Genomic DNA, 14,644 nt, shown 5'->3' on the forward strand with positions numbered 1-14,644 from the left:
GCAGCCAGCCTCGAGGAGCCGGGATGCGCGTGGTGAAACAGGAGGAGGAGCTGGTGCCCCAGGGCCTGCGGGAGGCGTTCGAGCGCCTGCGGGCCCGCCGCTGGGAGGTGGCCAGGCGCGGCCCTGGGGAGCGGCTCGCCCGCCTGGAGAAGCTCAAGGCCCTCATCCTGGAGCGGCGCGAGGCGCTGGCCCAGGCGCTCCACGCGGACTTCCGCAAGCCGGCCGCGGAGGTGGAGGCGAGCGAGGTGCTGCCCGTGCTCATGGAGCTGGAGCACGTGCGCAAGCACCTCAAGGGGTGGATGAAGCCGCGCAAGGTGACGACGCCGCTGGTGCTCACTGGCACCTCCAGCCACGTGCGCTCCGAGCCGCGCGGCGTGGTGCTGGTGATGGCGCCGTGGAACTACCCGTTCAACCTGCTGGTGGCGCCGCTGGTGGACGCGGTGGCGGCGGGCAACACGGTGATGTGCAAGCCCAGCGAGAAGACGCCGCACACCTCGCGCTTTTTGGCACAGCTCGTGCGCGACACGTTCCCCGAGGACGAGGTCCACGTGGTGGAGGGCGGCACCGAGGTGGGCGAGGCGCTCTTGCGGCTGCCGTTCGACCACTTCTTCTTCACCGGTGGGCCCCGGGTGGGGCGGCGGGTGATGGAGGCGGCGGCGCGGCACCTGGCGAGCGTGACGTTGGAGCTGGGCGGCAAGTCACCGGCCATCATCGACACGTCCGCGGACCTGGAGGCGGCGGCCGAGCGGGTGGCGTGGGGCAAGTTCCTCAACGGTGGCCAGACGTGCATCGCCCCGGACTATGTCTGGGTGCATGCGTCGCAGGAGGAGGCGTTCCTGGTCGCGCTGAAGGCGGCGGTGGAGCGCTTCTACGGGCGCACCGAGGAGGCGCGCCGGGCGAGCGCGGACTTCTGCCGGATGGTGGATGACGGCGCGTTCGCGCGGGTGCGAGGGCTGATGGACCGCACGGTGGCGCAGGGCGCGCGGGTGGTGGTGGGCGGGAGCGTGGACGCGCAGACGCGCTTCATCGCGCCGACGGTGGTGGCGGACGTGCCGCCGGATGCGCCGCTGATGGAGGAGGAGATCTTCGGGCCGGTGTTGCCGGTGCTCCGGTACGACACGCTCGACGAGGTGGTGACGCACGTGCGCGCGGGTGGCAAGCCGCTGGCGCTCTACGTGTTCAGCCAGGACGACGCGGCGGTGGAGCGGCTCATCCAGGAGACGAGCGCGGGCGGCACCTGCGTCAACACGGTGGTGTTGCACAACGTGAACCCGCACCTGCCCTTCGGGGGCGTGGGCCACAGCGGGCTGGGCGCGTACCACGGCGAGGCGGGCTTCAAGGCCTTCAGCCACGAGCGCGCGGTGCTGCGTCAGGGGCGCACGTCGCTGGCGCACCTGTTCTTCCCGCCGTACACGGGCAAGGCGCGCAAGCTGGCGCGACTGGCGAGCCGACTGTTCGAGTAGCCGGCCCGCCGTCTCACGGGTGCATCAGGCGCGCAGGCCGGGGGCCTCGTGGCCGGTGCGCGCGACGTACTCGGTGTAGCCGCCGCCGTACTGGTGGATGCCGTCGGGCGTCAGCTCCAGGACGCGGTTGGACAGCGCGCCGAGGAAGTGACGGTCGTGCGAGACGAAGAGCATGGTGCCCTCGTACTGGGACAGGGCCGTGATGAGCATCTCCTTCGTCGCCATGTCCAGGTGGTTCGTGGGCTCGTCGAGCACCAGGAAGTTGGGCGGGTCGAAGAGCATCTTCGCCATGACCAGTCGCGCCTTCTCGCCACCGGAGAGCACGCGGCACTTCTTCTCCACCTCGTCGCCGGAGAAGCCGAAGCAGCCGGCCAGCGCGCGCAGCGAGCCCTGTCCCGCGCGGGGGAACGCATCCTCCAGGGACTGGAACACGGTGCGCTCGCCGTCGAGCAGGTCCATGGCGTGCTGGGCGAAGTAGCCGAGCTTCACGCTGCCGCCCACCGCCACGGAGCCCGTGTCCGGCGTCGTGGAGCCCACCACCAGCTTGAGCAGGGTGGACTTGCCCGCGCCGTTGACGCCCATGACGCACCAGCGCTCGCCGCGGCGCACGAGGAAGTCCATGCCGTCGTAGATGCGCTTGGAGCCGTAGGCCTTGTGCACGGCCTTGAGGCTCACCACGTCGTCACCGGAGCGGGGCGCGGGCTGGAACTCGAAGAGGACCGTCTGGCGGCGCTTGGGGGGCTCCACCTTTTCAATCTTCTCCAGCTTCTTCACGCGGCTCTGCACCTGGGCGGCGTGCGAGGCGCGGGCCTTGAAGCGCTCGATGAACTTCAGCTCCTTGGCGAGCATGGCCTGCTGGCGCTCGTACTGGGCCTGCTGCTGCTTCTCGTTCTGCGCGCGCTGCTGCTCGTAGAAGTCGTAGTTGCCCGAGTAGGTGGTGAGCGTGCCGCCGTCGATCTCCACCATCTTGGTGACGATGCGGTTCATGAACTCGCGGTCGTGCGAGGTCATCAGGAGGCCGCCCTCGTAGCCCTTGAGGAAGCCCTCCAGCCAGATGAGGCTCTCCAGGTCCAGGTGGTTGCTCGGCTCGTCGAGGAGCATCGCGTCCGGGCGCATGAGGAGGATGCGGGCGAGCGCCACGCGCATCTTCCAACCGCCGGACAGGGCGCCGACGTCGCCGTCCATCATCTCCTCGCTGAAGCCCAGGCCCGCGAGAATCTCGCGCGCGCGGCCCTCGAGGGCGTAGCCGCCCAGCTCCTCGAAGCGGCCCTGGACCAGGCCATAGCGCTCGACGAGCTTCTCCATCTCGTCGGCCTTGTCGGGGTCTGCGAGGTCGGCCTCGAGCTGCTTGAGCTCGGCGGACACGGTGCTCACGGGGCCCGCGCCATCCATGACCTCGGAGACGGCGCTGCGGCCCGACATCTCACCGACGTCCTGGCTGAAGTAGCCGATGGTGACGCCACGGTCGACGGCCACCTGGCCCTCGTCGGGGTGTTCCTGGTCGGTGATCATCCGGAACAGCGTGGACTTGCCCGCGCCGTTGGGTCCGACGAGGCCGACCTTCTCCCCCTTGTGGAGAGCGGCCGAGGCCTCGATGAAGAGAATCTGCTGGCCGTGCTGCTTGCTGATGTTGTCGAGACGAATCATGTGCGTAGGGGGTGCCCGGAGAAAGCGGGCGCGGCGCCCTTATGCCATGGGGGACGCCAGAGGAGGACTGTTCCGAACCTCCGGCAATCGGTTCTCATGCCCGGGGGCAGCCGGCCAGGGTGGCGCACGCCCCTGGGCCGGGAGGGAGACCTACATGGAACGGGGTCCCCGTTCCGCCGTGAGCGGATTCGGGGCCCGCCTCCTGGGTTCGCGGCGTGGGGCCGGGTCCATTAACCTCGGACGCCTTCAGGGAGGGAGCCGATGCGCGACACGCGACGGTGGCGGACACGCCCCGCCACGCCGGAAGAGGTGCTGGCGCTGCTGCGCTCGAAGCTCGTGCACGACGCCGCGCTGGATGGCTTCGTGGACGAGGACCTCTCCTTCGACCTCGAGACGCCGCTGTCCCATTGGGAGGCGGCCCTGGATGCCGACTTCAGGGACTTCTGGTTCGGATGGACGCCGCTCGCGGCCTGGCTCCAGATGCGGCTTCACGTCGAGGTTCCACCGCGTGAGCTGAACGCGGCCCTGCGCGCGCATCGGAAGCCGACGATGCGGCACTTGTGTGAGTTCCTCGCCCCCCGGCTGAGCTTGCCCCTCCTCGAGCCCCTGCGCGTCGCGGGCACGTCCTGTCTGACGGCAGGCGCCTTCATCACCTTGCGGACCGCGATGGTGGGCGCGGGGCTCCCGTTCCAGCGGGCGCGCCCCTCCACGCCGCTCGCCTTCCAGAGCTGGCAACACCTGTCGACGTTCCAGGACGTCGTGGGGCTGCTGTCGCCCAGCGCGCTCCCGCGGGTCCAAGTCCCTTCATCGCCCTCCCACTGGGCGAGCGGTGCGCTGTTCATCCTGGGCATCGTGGGCACGGTCGTGGGTCATCGGCTCGACTCGATGCCCGTGTGCCTCGGCGGAGTCCTGTTGACCGCCGGAGTCTTCGTCGCGGCTTTGCTGCGGCCGGCCCCGTCCCCCAGCACGGCGCGCTTCCCTGGAGTCACGACGCTCGGGGATGTGGCGCGCCTTCTCGCCGCGTCCCCGAGCACACGCTGACCTCATCAGGTCACGGCGTGATGACGAGCCGGATGGGGTTGCCCTCCTTGCTCACCAGCCGCTCCACGCCCTTGGCCACGTCCTCGAGCGGCAGCGTCGCCGTCACCGAGCGCGACACGTCCAGGCGCTTGCCGCCCACCAGCGTCACCAGCTGGTCCAGGTGCTTCTTCTCGTAGCCCAGGTGGCCGAGCAGCGTCTGTGAGCGCACGCCGAAGTTCACGCCCGCGCCCAGTTGGATGGGCTCCGGTGACAGGCCCACCATCACCGCGCGCCCGTGCCGTCCGAGGCTCATCGACGCCTGCGCGAGCACCGCGTTCGCGCCCACCAGGTCCACCGCCACGTCCAGCCCCATGCCGTTCGTGTGCTGCAGAATCTGTTTGCGCACGTCCGGCGCGCGCGGGTCCAACGCCACGTCCGCGCCGAACTCCAGCGCCCGCTTCCGCGCCGCCTCGTTCGTGTCGAACGCGATGATGGGCGTGGCCCCCATCATCCGCGCGATCTGCACCGCGTGGACGCCCAGCCCACCGATGCCCCACAGGCCCACCGACTGCGCGGGACGCAGCTGCGCGGTCTCCACCAACCCCGCATACGGCGTCGCCACCGCGTCCGCGAGAATCGCCGCCTGCTCGAACGGCAAGTGGTCCGGAATCGCAGACAGCACGAAGTACGGCACCACCACGTACTCCGCCCACGCGCCGTCGTAGTGGAAGCCCATGATGTGGAAGTCCAGGCACTCCGCCGGCTGCCCGTTGGAGCACTTCGCGCAACGTCCACAGGGCTTGCCACCCGCCATGGCCACACGCTGCCCCGCCGTCCAGCGCGGCACACCCACGCCCACCACGTCGATGACCCCCGAGGACTCGTGTCCCGGCGTCACCACCGGCAACGGCGACTGCAACGAGCCGTCCAGCAGGTGCGCGTCCGATAGACAAATACCGCACGCCTTCACCTGGACTCGAACCTCGCCGGGACCGGGCTGCGGCACCGGGACGGTGGTCACCGTCAACGTCTTCGTCGCCGTATCGAAGCGCGCCGCCCGCATCGTCCGCTGGTTCGCGTCTGCCATCGATTCTGCTCCTCTGCGTCCCGCGTCGGACATACCCGTGCGGGCGCTCAAGCTCGGAAGGCGCCGAACCTAGCACGCGAGATTCACGCGCTTCGCCCTGTGCGGGCCAATGGAGTGTGAGCACACAATTCCACGCTCACGCCGCAATGGAGTGACTCACGAGAGACCCTCTCCCCTCGTCGTGCGTTCCGAAGTAGAGCGAGGACGTCATGAACCTGAGCGCGACGAAGCAGGTCATCGAACACCTGGAGCAGCAGGGCGGACGCGGCAAGGGCTGGTTCCACCAGCACCAGGACCCGCGCCCCCTCGACGTACAAGCCATCACCGCGCTCACGCTCCCGGACGCGCGTCCGCTCCCACCCAGCCTCCGTGAGTGGCTCGCCTTCGACGCGAGCTGGTTCCGCCTGGCGAAAGGCACACCCCCGGAACTGGAAGTCCGACCGCTGCGGGACATCCTCACCGGTTGGTCCCGAGGCATGGCGAAGAACACGCCAGCGGCGGAGTCCTTCACGGAGGAGCAGCTGGTCCAGGCCTGGGTGGACCTGCTGCCCGACCCCACCATGGAGAACGCGCTCGCCCTCGAGCTCTTGCCCTCGGGGAGCCAGGAGCACCTGCTGCTCTTCCACAAAGCCAATCGTCGGGGCGAGTACCCCGTCCTCGGCTGCCACAACCGCTTCGAGTTCTGGCTCAAGTACAAGAGCTTCGGCGACTACCTGTCCCACTACTTCGGCCTGTCCGAACCCGACTGAGCAGCCCGGGAGCCGCGCCCCTTCGACGATACGGGCGCGGCTCGGAGCACCGGGTCAGAAGCAGCTGTTGCCCGGATACGGCGGGCCGAAGCCATCGACCACGCTCTCGACGATGTAGTAGCTCACCGGGCCGTAATAGCTCGCGTCGCCGTAGCAGGTCTTGATGTCGACGCGAGAGAAGGGACTGCCCGAGCGATACAGCACGCCGTCGAGGTAGACGGCGAGCCCGGGGCTGTACGTCCCGTACGTGCCTTCCACGGACGAGTAGCCGTCGAAGATGTTGTTGCAGAAGGACTTGATGCCGGAGCCGTCATGGCAATCGAAGTACTCCTTGACGAAGGCCGGCCCGAAGCCCGAGCGCTGGTACACGCGCTTGCCATTGACGTAGATCTGCGTCAGCGAGCTTTGGGTGTTCTGCGCCGTCCAATAGCTCACCAGCGCGGCCGTGTCGGCGAACGGCCCCTCGTGCTGCGCCATGGCAGGGGTCGCGACGGCCATCGAAAGCACAAACGCTGCGAGGAACTGCTTCATGAAGACTCTCCTTGAGAAGAACCGAGCGTCAGTCGCTGTCGGTCTGAGGCAGGTATAGGGAATGGGCGGAAGGGGGGCTCGGCCGCCGGCGCACGGGAATTCGGCCGTGGGTGCTGGAGGGTGTCGGATGTGGGAGGGAGGATGTGCGCCTCGACATCTGGGGGCGGCACTTGCGCACAGTCTTCTCGACGGACGTGGTCTCCGCGCAGCAGCGGCATGAGTACTGGCAGGAGTTGGCGAGCAAGGTGCTCCTGGGACTGAGGACGGAGCACAAGGCCTCCAGTCCCTTCTTCGGGCGGCTGGACCATCACGAGGCCGGACCGTTGGGCGTGACGTCTCTGCACTCCTCGGCCCAGCGCGTCTACCGGGGGGAGCCGGAGATCGCCCGTGCTCCCCGGGAGTGCTACTACCTCTGCATGCAGGTGGAGGGCGTCTGCCGGCTGCGCCAGGGACGCGAGGAGCGCTACTCCCACCCGGGTGAGGTGGAGCTCTTCGATGGGACCCGGCCGGGAGAGCTCTCGTTCGACGCCGACTACCGCCGCATCGTCATCGTGGCGCCCTACTCCACGCTGCGGCCACGACTCTCACGTCCGGATGACGTGGTGGGCAGTGTGCTCCACACGCAGGAGGGCGTCGGAGCCCTGGTGGCCGCCTACCTGCGCGCCTTCGCGGTGAACCAGGTCGCCGAGCCCGTCGCGGGCTCCGTCTCGGACAACCTGCTCGAGCTCCTCGCCCTGGCCTTCAACACCCAGGGCCGGAGAATCCAGACCAACGCCGCGAGCGTGAGAGAGGCTCGGCGGCATGCGCTCCGCGTCTACGTCGAGCGGCACCTCGCGGAGCCCTCGCTGAGCCCGGCGACGGCCGCCGCCCATTTCCGCATGTCCACGCGCTACCTGCATGGGCTGTTCAGGGAAGAAGGCGAGAGCTTCATGCGCTGGGTCCTCTCGCGGCGCCTGGCGCGCTGCCGCAAGGCGCTCGAGGACCCCGCCATGGACGCGCGCGGCATCGCGGACATCGCCTTCGGCTGGGGCTTCGTGGATCTCACCCACTTCGGACGCGCCTTCAAGAAGGCATACGGCATGACTCCCCGGGACTGGCGCCACCAACAGGCCCGACAGCGGGCATGACGCCCGTCGAGGTTCTGCCAACAACGGGGGCACGCTGAACACCCGGCGGTGCACGGGGGCTCCGCGAGCAGCCAGCGCGCCCCCCGCGCACCGACGCCCAGCACGGACGCGCTGGGTGGCGTAGAGTGGCGCGCTGTGCTGACCGTCGACCCGCATCCGTCCCTGGACACGCTGAGCTTCACCACCGTCTTCCCCGCGTCGCTGGGCGCGTTGCCCTCGCCGGAGTGGCTGGTGGCGTTGCTGAAGCCGGATGCGTCCGCGCCGCTCTCCAGTGACGACACCGTGCGCGGCGCCGTGCGCGACATGCTCCGTCACGGTGGCTACAAGCCCACGGGGCGGGGCAAGCCCGCCTCCGAGTACCTGGTGCGCGCCGCGGGCGACGGTTCGCTCGGCGGCATCAACACGGCCGTGGACGCGTGCAACGCGGTGTCGCTGCACAGCGGACTGCCCATCAGCGTCGTGGACCTGGACCGCGCCACCGCGCCGTTCCGCGTCGGCATCGCGCCCGAGGGCGCCCAGTATGTCTTCAATGCCTCCGGCCAGAGCATCGACCTGGCGGGCCTGCTGTGCCTCTTCGACGCCGAGGGCCCGTGCGCCAACGCCGTGAAGGACGCGCAGCGCACCAAGACGAACGCGGACACCCGACGCACGCTCACCGTCCTCTGGGGCGCCAAGGCCCTGGGAGACCGCACCGCGCGCGCCTTCGCATGGTACCGCGAGCTGCTGGAGAGAGCCGGCGCCACCGTGGAGCGACTCCCCTGAGCACCCTGGACCTGGCGCGGCTGCTCGCCGATGGCGCGCGCTCGCTCTCCGCGGCCTGGGGGCGACCCGTGCTGCTGACCGAGCCCCAGGTCCTGCGGACCCAGTCCCGCTGCCACGTGGTGCGCGCCCGCGTGCGCGGCGGAGACGTCACCAGCGTCGTGCTCAAGCACTTCCACGAGGACCTGGTGCTCGGGCTGGACGAGTGGGCGGGGCTGGAGTTGCTCGGCCGGCACAACCTCACCATCGCTCCAGGACTCATCGCGGGCAGCATCGACTCACGGCTGCTCGTCCTCCAGGATTTGGGGCTGGGGCCCACGCTGGAGGACCTACTCCAGGGTGACGACCCGGAGGCCGCCATCGGCGGACTGCTCGCCGTGGCCCGACTCACCGGACAGCTCCATGCCCGGACCTGGGGCCTGCATGGTGACTTCGACATGCTCCGCCACGCGCTGAGCCCTCGGCCCGGGCGCGTGCGCATCGAGAACGCGCGCTATCTGCTGGAGCACGTGGACCGGCTGCGACGTTGGACGGACGCCGTCGACACGGAGCTGGAGCCGGGGACACAGGAGGACCTGGAGCACGTGGCACGCGAGCTGGCCGAGCCCGGCCCGTTCCTCGCGCTCACACATGGGGACATGGCCCCGGGCAATACGCTGTTCACGGCCAGCGGTCCGCGACTGCTCGACTTCGAGTACTGCGGCATGCGCCACGCGCTGTACGACGCGCTGATGTGGCTGTTGGTGGTGCCGCTGCCCGATGAGCTCATCTCGCGCGCGGACGTCACGTACCGCATCACCCTGGCGCCCTCGTGCGAGGCGGCGCGCATCGACTCGACGTGGTTGCGTGCCCGCGCCCTGCTCGCCACCGCGCGCACGGTGAACATGTTCCAGTGGATGTCGCCTCGCGTCCTGGAGCGGGACAGGGAGTGGGCGCCCGGGTTCTCCGAGCGCGCCGCCCTCTTGCGTCACCTCGCGCGCGCCCGCGCGCTGCGTGAGCCCGTGGACCCGATTCCCGCCCTGTCACGCACCCTGGATGCGCTCGAGGAGCGCCTCGTGGAGCGTTGGGCCGGCACCGAGTCCTTCACCTGGCCCGCGTTCCGGTAGGCGCGCGCCGCGCTCGCGGACAAATCCAAGCCCAATGCTGACGGCACTTCCGTCGACGCGACTTCGACACGCCTCAGAGGTACGGCGGGCAGTCCCAGAGAGATGGGTACAACCCCTCGCAGTAACACCAGTGATGCCCTGTCGCATTCGAACAACGAACAGGCAGCGTGAGGCGACTTGGACATCTCGAGCCATCCAGTTCCTGGCAGGCTGGAGAAGCGGCGGCAACGACGGAAGACTCGTCATCACGGGTTACCAAGGTCGGCTCACAGAGTTCGTTGATACATGACATCCCCATGGGGCAAAGATCCTCGCCACTGTGCGGATTGACGATGCAGCGGCTGGACTGTTGCTCGACTTCAGCAGGGACTTCGGAGCGACGCTCCGCGTCCACGACGGTTCCTCCACACCCCAGCAACAAGCACACGGAGAAAACCCCTCCGACGATTCTTCGCATCGAGCCCCCTGGTTGGAAGATTCATCCAGGATAGGGCGCTGCGAATCGGCACGCTTCGCGCAGCGCCCCATGGAGTGTCCTGGGCTGCACTGCCGTACTTCAAAGCAGCAGCGGGCACCGGGTGCGGGGTATCGTCCTCACTCGCGGACGCGGATGACCAGCTTGCCGAACGGCCCCCGGTCCAGGTGCTCCAGGGCCTTGGGGAAGTCGCGCAGCGGGTACGTCGCGTCAATCACGGGCGCCACTCGCAGCGTGTCCACCGCGCGGACCAGGTCCTCCAGTCCACGGCGGTGTCCCACGAGCACACCTTGGATGATGCCGTGGCTGCGGAGCAGCGGGAGCGCGGGGAAGCGCATGTCGAAGCCCTCCAGCACGCCGATGAGCGAGATGCGCCCGCCGGACGCGAGGGCGCTGGCCGAGCGTCCCAGGTTGTCGCCGCCCACCAGCTCCAGCACCTGGTCCGCGCCACGTCCGCTCGTCAGCTCCAGCACCTCCTTCTCCCAGTCGGGGGTGCGGCGACGCTGGATGCCGTGGGCCGCGCCCAGCGTCTTCGCACGGGCGAGCTTCTCGTCCTCTCCCGAGGTGACGATGACGCGCGCGCCGAGCGCCGAGGCGAGCTGCACGGCGAACAGCGACACGCCGCCCGTCCCCTGCGTCACCACGGTCTGCCCGGGCCTGAGCGCACCTTGTTCCACGAGGGCCGTCCACGCGGTGAGCCCCGCGCAGGGCAGCGTGCTGGCCTGCGCGTCATCAAGCGTCCTGGGCGCGGCGACGAGCCAGCGCTCGGGCAGCACGACGTACTCGGACAACACGCCGGGCGCGCTTCCTCCCAGGGCTCGCGGTGCGCGAGGAGGCGGGCCGTCCACCCAGTCCGTGTTGAAGGCCGCGAGCACCCGCTCCCCCACCTGGACACGCGAGACGCTCGCGCCGGTGGCCACCACTTCGCCCGCCATGTCGGAGGTGGGCACGAAGGGCCACGACACGTCGGAGTATCCGCCTGCGTCCAGGAAGAGCTTCTCGCGGTAGTTGAGGGACACCGCCGACACGCGCACCAGGGCCTCGCCCGCGCCGGGCTTGGGAATGGGCACGCTCGCCAGCTCCAGGTTCACCCGGCCCGGCTTGCGCAGCTCCCACCGCTTCATCACGCCATCCATCGTTGCTGTCTCCAGGGTCATGCCATTCGAGGGCCTGGGGGATATAGGGAGGAGGACCGGTCCCCAGTGGAGAGCTTTGGGGGCTTCACTGGAGACAGGAATTCGCCAATGGGAGTCATGCCGTGACGGACCGCCTGAGTGGAGTGCTGACCTTCGTGCAGGCCGCGGAGGCGGGGAGCTTCGCGCTCGCGGCGAAGCGGCTGGGGTTGTCCCGGTCGGCGGTGGGCAAGAGCATCGCGAGGCTGGAGGAGCGGTTGGGGGCGCGGCTGTTCCTGCGCACCACGCGCAAGCAGGGGCTCACCGAGGATGGTCAGGTCTTCTACGAGCGGTGCGTGCGCGCGTTGGCGGAGCTGGAGGCCGCGGAGGCGGAGCTGGACTCCGGGCATCGCGCGCCCACGGGGCGGCTCCGGGTGACGGCCTCGGTGTTGTTCGGTCGGCACTGCGTGGCGCCGTTGCTCGGGGAGCTGGCGCGACAGCATCCGGAGCTCGAGGTGGAGTTGTCCGTGAGCGACCGGGTGGTGGACCTCATCGAGGAGGGATTCGACCTGGCGATTCGGGTCGCGCCCTTGTCGGACCATGCGGGACTGACGGCGCGGAGGCTCGGTGTTCAGAACATGGTGGTCTGCGCGTCACCGGCGTATCTGGCGCGACGTGGCCGACCCAAGTCACTCGAGGACCTGGGGAAGCACGAGGCCGTCCTCTACGGGCGGCAGGGGACGGCGAAGCCCTGGCGGTTCCCGGACCCACGGGGAGGTGAGCGGCTGGTGCCGATGCGAGGGCGGCTGCGCTTCGATGACCTGGAGGCCATCGCCGACGAGGCGGTGAGGGGCGCGGGCCTCGCGTGGCTGCCCTGCTGGCTCGTCGCAGCTCGGCTGAGCAAGGGCGAGCTGACGCTGCTCCTGCAGGAAGAGGGGCGACACGGGAATGAAGTCTTCGCCGTGTGGCCGCAGAACAAACACCTGCCCTCGAAGGTGCGCGCGGCCATCGACCTGCTCGCCGCGCGCATCCCCGAGATTCTGTCCGCGGGAGAGGCGCGTGGGAAACGACGCTCGCGCACGACTCGCGCGGCGTCCCCTTCACGACATTGGAACAATGGCAGATAGGCCGTCCGCCTCCCCTTGGACAGCCCCAGGCTTGCCGCTGCTCGACTACTACTTCAATCCGACTCCAGCCCTCGTGGATTGACTCAGCCCAGGGAACGCCTTGTCCCGAAGCTGAGGCTCAGGGGTGTCTTTGTACCGCTCGAAGACCTGCACGGATTGCCGCGCAATGTTCCCCAGGCGGCCTGCGCCCGCATGCGCCTTGAAGTTGCCAATCCGCATCTTCATGCTTCCCAGTTTGATTCCCCGCTGCTCGGCGATGGCGGGCATCTCGCACGGAAGCAGGGCTGTACCAAATCGATAGAGATAGAAGGCGACGATATCGTCAGCCTCGCTCCACTGATGATTGCTCATTTCAGTGCTCCAGTCGGGTTACGACAACGCAGGGTGAGATGGGCGGATCCATCGCTCCCATGCACTCGGTCAGAAGTCCGCTGCCCTGCGGGCCTGCTCCACCCGCCTCTGCTCCGCCGCTTCCTTCCAGAGAATGGAACTGCGGTACCTCACGAGCACATCAGCCCCCGCGCCGCGCTCCTGCGTCAGTGCGAGTGTCACCACCGTTTCACCAGTAGCCCACGCAGCCCTGGCTTCGAACGGCGACTTCAGCAAACGGTCCCTCTCCATCGCGGCACGCATGGATGTCCCTTCACTGCGGATGGCAGCACCAGTGCTGTCCTGAGTGGAGTGAACTCCCGAAGCCAGTCGTGCGGACTGATTGAGTGAGTCGCCGATTTGCCGCAGGACATAAAGGGACTCGAGGTCATCGATGACAGTATCTGTCGTCCTCTCCCTAGCCGGTCTTCCATACTTGGTCGAGAGGAGCCCCTTGATGTCGGCGTATGAGCTTCGTGCCGAAGCGAGTGACGGGAGCCACAGAGAAATATCTGAGAGACGTCCGCCCGCGAACGAGCAGTACACTTTGGCCTCATAACCAGCCACCACGATGGCCGCGACCACCTTGCCGTCTTCGACAATTGCCGTCGGCCCCAGTGCAGCAACAACCTCCGAGCGCGGCATCCCCCATCTTGTCGCCTGGAATCCTTCGGAACTTCGCCATGCGGCACCTTGAGCATTCAGGGCGCGAATCGCCGTAAGTCGCTGCGCTCGTCTTTCCCGCTCAGGAGATGCACACCCCATCACGAGTGGAAGGCAGATGCAGACGGCGATGGCCAAGCGCATGCCTCGATTTCATGTGCCCTCGCGAAATCGGTCAAGCGCTCCCCGGCACCCAGTCAGCGGCATGAGATGAAGACGAGGTTCAGTCACATCAGACCACCGCTGGCCAGCGCCGGCCTTCAGTGAACTTCCAGCGGTACCAGGAGCCCGCACCTCGGGAGGGACCGGGACAGCCCCCGACCAGAGCGGGTCTACCTTGCCCCAGGTGCAACTCACCGCAGCGCGAACCGTCGCCGGTACGCATCCGGCGTCAATCCCGTGCGCGCCTTGAACCGTCGCCGGAACGACGTGGTGTCCGCATAGCCCACGGCCTGCGAGATGTCCTCCACGGTGCGCGGACTCGTCTCCAGCATCCTCCGGGCCGCCTCGACGCGCAGTCGTTGGACGTAGTCCAGCGGCGTATCCCCCGTCGCCTTCTGGAAGCGCCTCAGCAACGTCCTCGCCCCCAGGCTCGCGGCCTCCGCCGCCTCCGCCAAGGTCACCGGCCCCTGGTAGTGCGCCTCCAGCCACTCCTGCGCGCGCAGCACCGCCGCATCCCCGTGGTCCCTCGGCGCCGAGTGCACCGCGTACGGCCCCTGCAACCTGCGCCCGGGCTCCACCAACAACATCTTCGCGCACAGCGCCGCCAATTCCGGTGACGCCTTCTTCGCCACCAGATGCAGACACAGGTCCAGATACGCCGTGATTCCTCCCGCCGTGAGCACGTCGTCCTGGTCCACCAACAACAGCTCCGGCTTGAGCCTCACCCCCGGATAACGCGCCGCGAAGCGCTGCGCCAAACCCCAGTGCGTCGTCGCCTCACGCCCCTCCAACAACCCCGTCTCCGCCAACACGAACGCCCCCGCGCACACCGCCGCCAGCTTCGCGCCTCGCGCGTGCTGCGCCTTCAACCACCGCGTCAGCACCCGCTCCCCCAACACCGCCTCCAACCCTCCCACCATCGCCGGAACCAACACCACGTCGAAGCGCTCCGCGGGCTTCGGCACCCTCGCCGCCATCAGCTCCAACCCATGGAAGCTCCTCGCGGGCTCCCCACGCGGCGACACCAACTCCACCACGAAGGGCTCGGACATCCCCACGTCCCGGCTCAGCAGGTTCGCCATCGCGAACACGTCCAGCGGCCCCATCACGCTGGAGGCCACACACCCCTCCAGGGACAACACCGCGATGCGCGTGGGACTCGCCGCCTTGACCATGGCCGCTTGTCGTTTTCCGCCCGGATTTTGTCAATCCAGGCACTCGTCGCGTGCATCCCGTCTGGTTATTGC

14 protein-coding genes are annotated in these 14,644 nt (G+C 68.7%); 7 read left to right on the plus strand and 7 right to left on the minus strand.

Annotated elements, in window-relative coordinates; all coding sequences use genetic code 11:
• Positions 1 to 23: 23 nt before the first annotated feature.
• On the plus strand, positions 24 to 1,463 hold the full coding sequence (locus LXT21_RS38655) for an aldehyde dehydrogenase family protein (RefSeq protein WP_254043251.1): 1,440 nt from the start codon (positions 24 to 26) through the stop codon (positions 1,461 to 1,463).
• A 24-nt stretch (positions 1,464 to 1,487) separates the two neighbouring features.
• On the opposite strand, the gene LXT21_RS38660 is transcribed toward LXT21_RS38655, so the two are convergent.
• Positions 1,488 to 3,110: an ABC-F family ATP-binding cassette domain-containing protein gene (locus LXT21_RS38660; RefSeq protein WP_254043252.1), complete on the minus strand. Its 1,623-nt coding sequence runs from the start codon at positions 3,108 to 3,110 to the stop codon at positions 1,488 to 1,490.
• Positions 3,111 to 3,371: 261 nt separating this feature from the next.
• Between LXT21_RS38660 and LXT21_RS38665 the strand changes: the two genes are divergently transcribed.
• A complete protein-coding gene (locus LXT21_RS38665) occupies positions 3,372 to 4,151 on the plus strand; it encodes a hypothetical protein (RefSeq protein ID WP_254043253.1) in 780 nt (259 codons plus the stop codon).
• 10 nt (positions 4,152 to 4,161) lie between these two features.
• Here the strand turns inward: LXT21_RS38665 and LXT21_RS38670 are convergent, their stop codons facing one another.
• Positions 4,162 to 5,217, minus strand: coding sequence for a zinc-binding dehydrogenase (locus tag LXT21_RS38670; RefSeq protein ID WP_254043254.1), 1,056 nt, complete (start codon positions 5,215 to 5,217; stop codon positions 4,162 to 4,164).
• 209 nt (positions 5,218 to 5,426) lie between these two features.
• Between LXT21_RS38670 and LXT21_RS38675 the strand changes: the two genes are divergently transcribed.
• Entirely contained in the window at positions 5,427 to 5,966 is a 540-nt protein-coding gene (locus tag LXT21_RS38675; protein WP_254043255.1) for a hypothetical protein, read from the plus strand.
• Positions 5,967 to 6,020: 54 nt separating this feature from the next.
• On the opposite strand, the gene LXT21_RS38680 is transcribed toward LXT21_RS38675, so the two are convergent.
• Complete coding sequence (locus LXT21_RS38680; protein WP_254043256.1) at positions 6,021 to 6,497, minus strand: hypothetical protein; 477 nt, start codon at positions 6,495 to 6,497, stop codon at positions 6,021 to 6,023.
• Positions 6,498 to 6,667: 170 nt separating this feature from the next.
• Between LXT21_RS38680 and LXT21_RS38685 the strand changes: the two genes are divergently transcribed.
• From LXT21_RS38685 to LXT21_RS38695, 3 genes are all read left to right on the plus strand, one after another.
• The gene (locus LXT21_RS38685; protein WP_254043257.1) at positions 6,668 to 7,624 is read left to right on the plus strand and encodes a helix-turn-helix domain-containing protein; all 957 of its coding nucleotides are present in this window, start codon (positions 6,668 to 6,670) and stop codon (positions 7,622 to 7,624) included.
• Positions 7,625 to 7,759: 135 nt separating this feature from the next.
• A complete protein-coding gene (locus tag LXT21_RS38690; RefSeq protein ID WP_254043258.1) occupies positions 7,760 to 8,386 on the plus strand; it encodes a phenylalanine--tRNA ligase beta subunit-related protein in 627 nt (208 codons plus the stop codon).
• Positions 8,332 to 9,489 carry a phosphotransferase gene (locus LXT21_RS38695; RefSeq protein WP_254043259.1) on the plus strand — a complete coding sequence of 386 codons (1,158 nt, stop codon included), beginning with the start codon at positions 8,332 to 8,334 and terminating at the stop codon, positions 9,487 to 9,489. The genes LXT21_RS38690 and LXT21_RS38695 overlap by 55 nt, the downstream gene beginning before the upstream one ends.
• A gap of 594 nt (positions 9,490 to 10,083) precedes the next feature.
• Here the strand turns inward: LXT21_RS38695 and LXT21_RS38700 are convergent.
• Complete coding sequence (locus tag LXT21_RS38700; RefSeq protein WP_254043260.1) at positions 10,084 to 11,088, minus strand: zinc-dependent alcohol dehydrogenase family protein; 1,005 nt, start codon at positions 11,086 to 11,088, stop codon at positions 10,084 to 10,086.
• Between the two features lie 134 nt (positions 11,089 to 11,222).
• Here LXT21_RS38700 and LXT21_RS38705 point away from each other — a divergent pair, with 134 nt between their 5' ends.
• The gene (locus LXT21_RS38705; protein ID WP_254043261.1) at positions 11,223 to 12,203 is read left to right on the plus strand and encodes a LysR substrate-binding domain-containing protein; all 981 of its coding nucleotides are present in this window, start codon (positions 11,223 to 11,225) and stop codon (positions 12,201 to 12,203) included.
• Between the two features lie 48 nt (positions 12,204 to 12,251).
• On the opposite strand, the gene LXT21_RS38710 is transcribed toward LXT21_RS38705, so the two are convergent.
• From LXT21_RS38710 to LXT21_RS38720, 3 genes are all read right to left on the minus strand, one after another.
• Positions 12,252 to 12,554: a hypothetical protein gene (locus LXT21_RS38710; RefSeq protein WP_254043262.1), complete on the minus strand. Its 303-nt coding sequence runs from the start codon at positions 12,552 to 12,554 to the stop codon at positions 12,252 to 12,254.
• Positions 12,555 to 12,623: 69 nt separating this feature from the next.
• Positions 12,624 to 13,217, minus strand: coding sequence for a hypothetical protein (locus LXT21_RS38715; protein WP_254043263.1), 594 nt, complete (start codon positions 13,215 to 13,217; stop codon positions 12,624 to 12,626).
• A 371-nt stretch (positions 13,218 to 13,588) separates the two neighbouring features.
• The gene (locus LXT21_RS38720; protein ID WP_254043264.1) at positions 13,589 to 14,572 is read right to left on the minus strand and encodes a GlxA family transcriptional regulator; all 984 of its coding nucleotides are present in this window, start codon (positions 14,570 to 14,572) and stop codon (positions 13,589 to 13,591) included.
• Between the last annotated feature and the right edge of the window lie 72 nt (positions 14,573 to 14,644).

Origin of the sequence: Myxococcus guangdongensis (assembly GCF_024198255.1) — a bacterium.
GTDB classification, from domain to species: domain Bacteria; phylum Myxococcota; class Myxococcia; order Myxococcales; family Myxococcaceae; genus Myxococcus; species Myxococcus guangdongensis.

Bases quoted from the DNA above. Each gene is read 5' to 3' on its own strand.
- LXT21_RS38700 (WP_254043260.1), bottom strand. From the start codon at position 11,088: ATGAAGCGGTGGGAGCTGCGCAAGCCGGGCCGGGTGAACCTGGAGCTG.
- LXT21_RS38670 (WP_254043254.1), bottom strand. From the start codon at position 5,217: ATGGCAGACGCGAACCAGCGGACGATGCGGGCGGCGCGCTTCGATACG.
- LXT21_RS38660 (WP_254043252.1), bottom strand. From the start codon at position 3,110: ATGATTCGTCTCGACAACATCAGCAAGCAGCACGGCCAGCAGATTCTC.
- LXT21_RS38695 (WP_254043259.1), top strand. From the start codon at position 8,332: ATGGTACCGCGAGCTGCTGGAGAGAGCCGGCGCCACCGTGGAGCGACT.
- LXT21_RS38655 (WP_254043251.1), top strand. From the start codon at position 24: ATGCGCGTGGTGAAACAGGAGGAGGAGCTGGTGCCCCAGGGCCTGCGG.
- LXT21_RS38665 (WP_254043253.1), top strand. From the start codon at position 3,372: ATGCGCGACACGCGACGGTGGCGGACACGCCCCGCCACGCCGGAAGAG.
- LXT21_RS38720 (WP_254043264.1), bottom strand. From the start codon at position 14,572: ATGGTCAAGGCGGCGAGTCCCACGCGCATCGCGGTGTTGTCCCTGGAG.
- LXT21_RS38710 (WP_254043262.1), bottom strand. From the start codon at position 12,554: ATGAGCAATCATCAGTGGAGCGAGGCTGACGATATCGTCGCCTTCTAT.
- LXT21_RS38680 (WP_254043256.1), bottom strand. From the start codon at position 6,497: ATGAAGCAGTTCCTCGCAGCGTTTGTGCTTTCGATGGCCGTCGCGACC.
- LXT21_RS38675 (WP_254043255.1), top strand. From the start codon at position 5,427: ATGAACCTGAGCGCGACGAAGCAGGTCATCGAACACCTGGAGCAGCAG.
- LXT21_RS38715 (WP_254043263.1), bottom strand. From the start codon at position 13,217: ATGCCGCGCTCGGAGGTTGTTGCTGCACTGGGGCCGACGGCAATTGTC.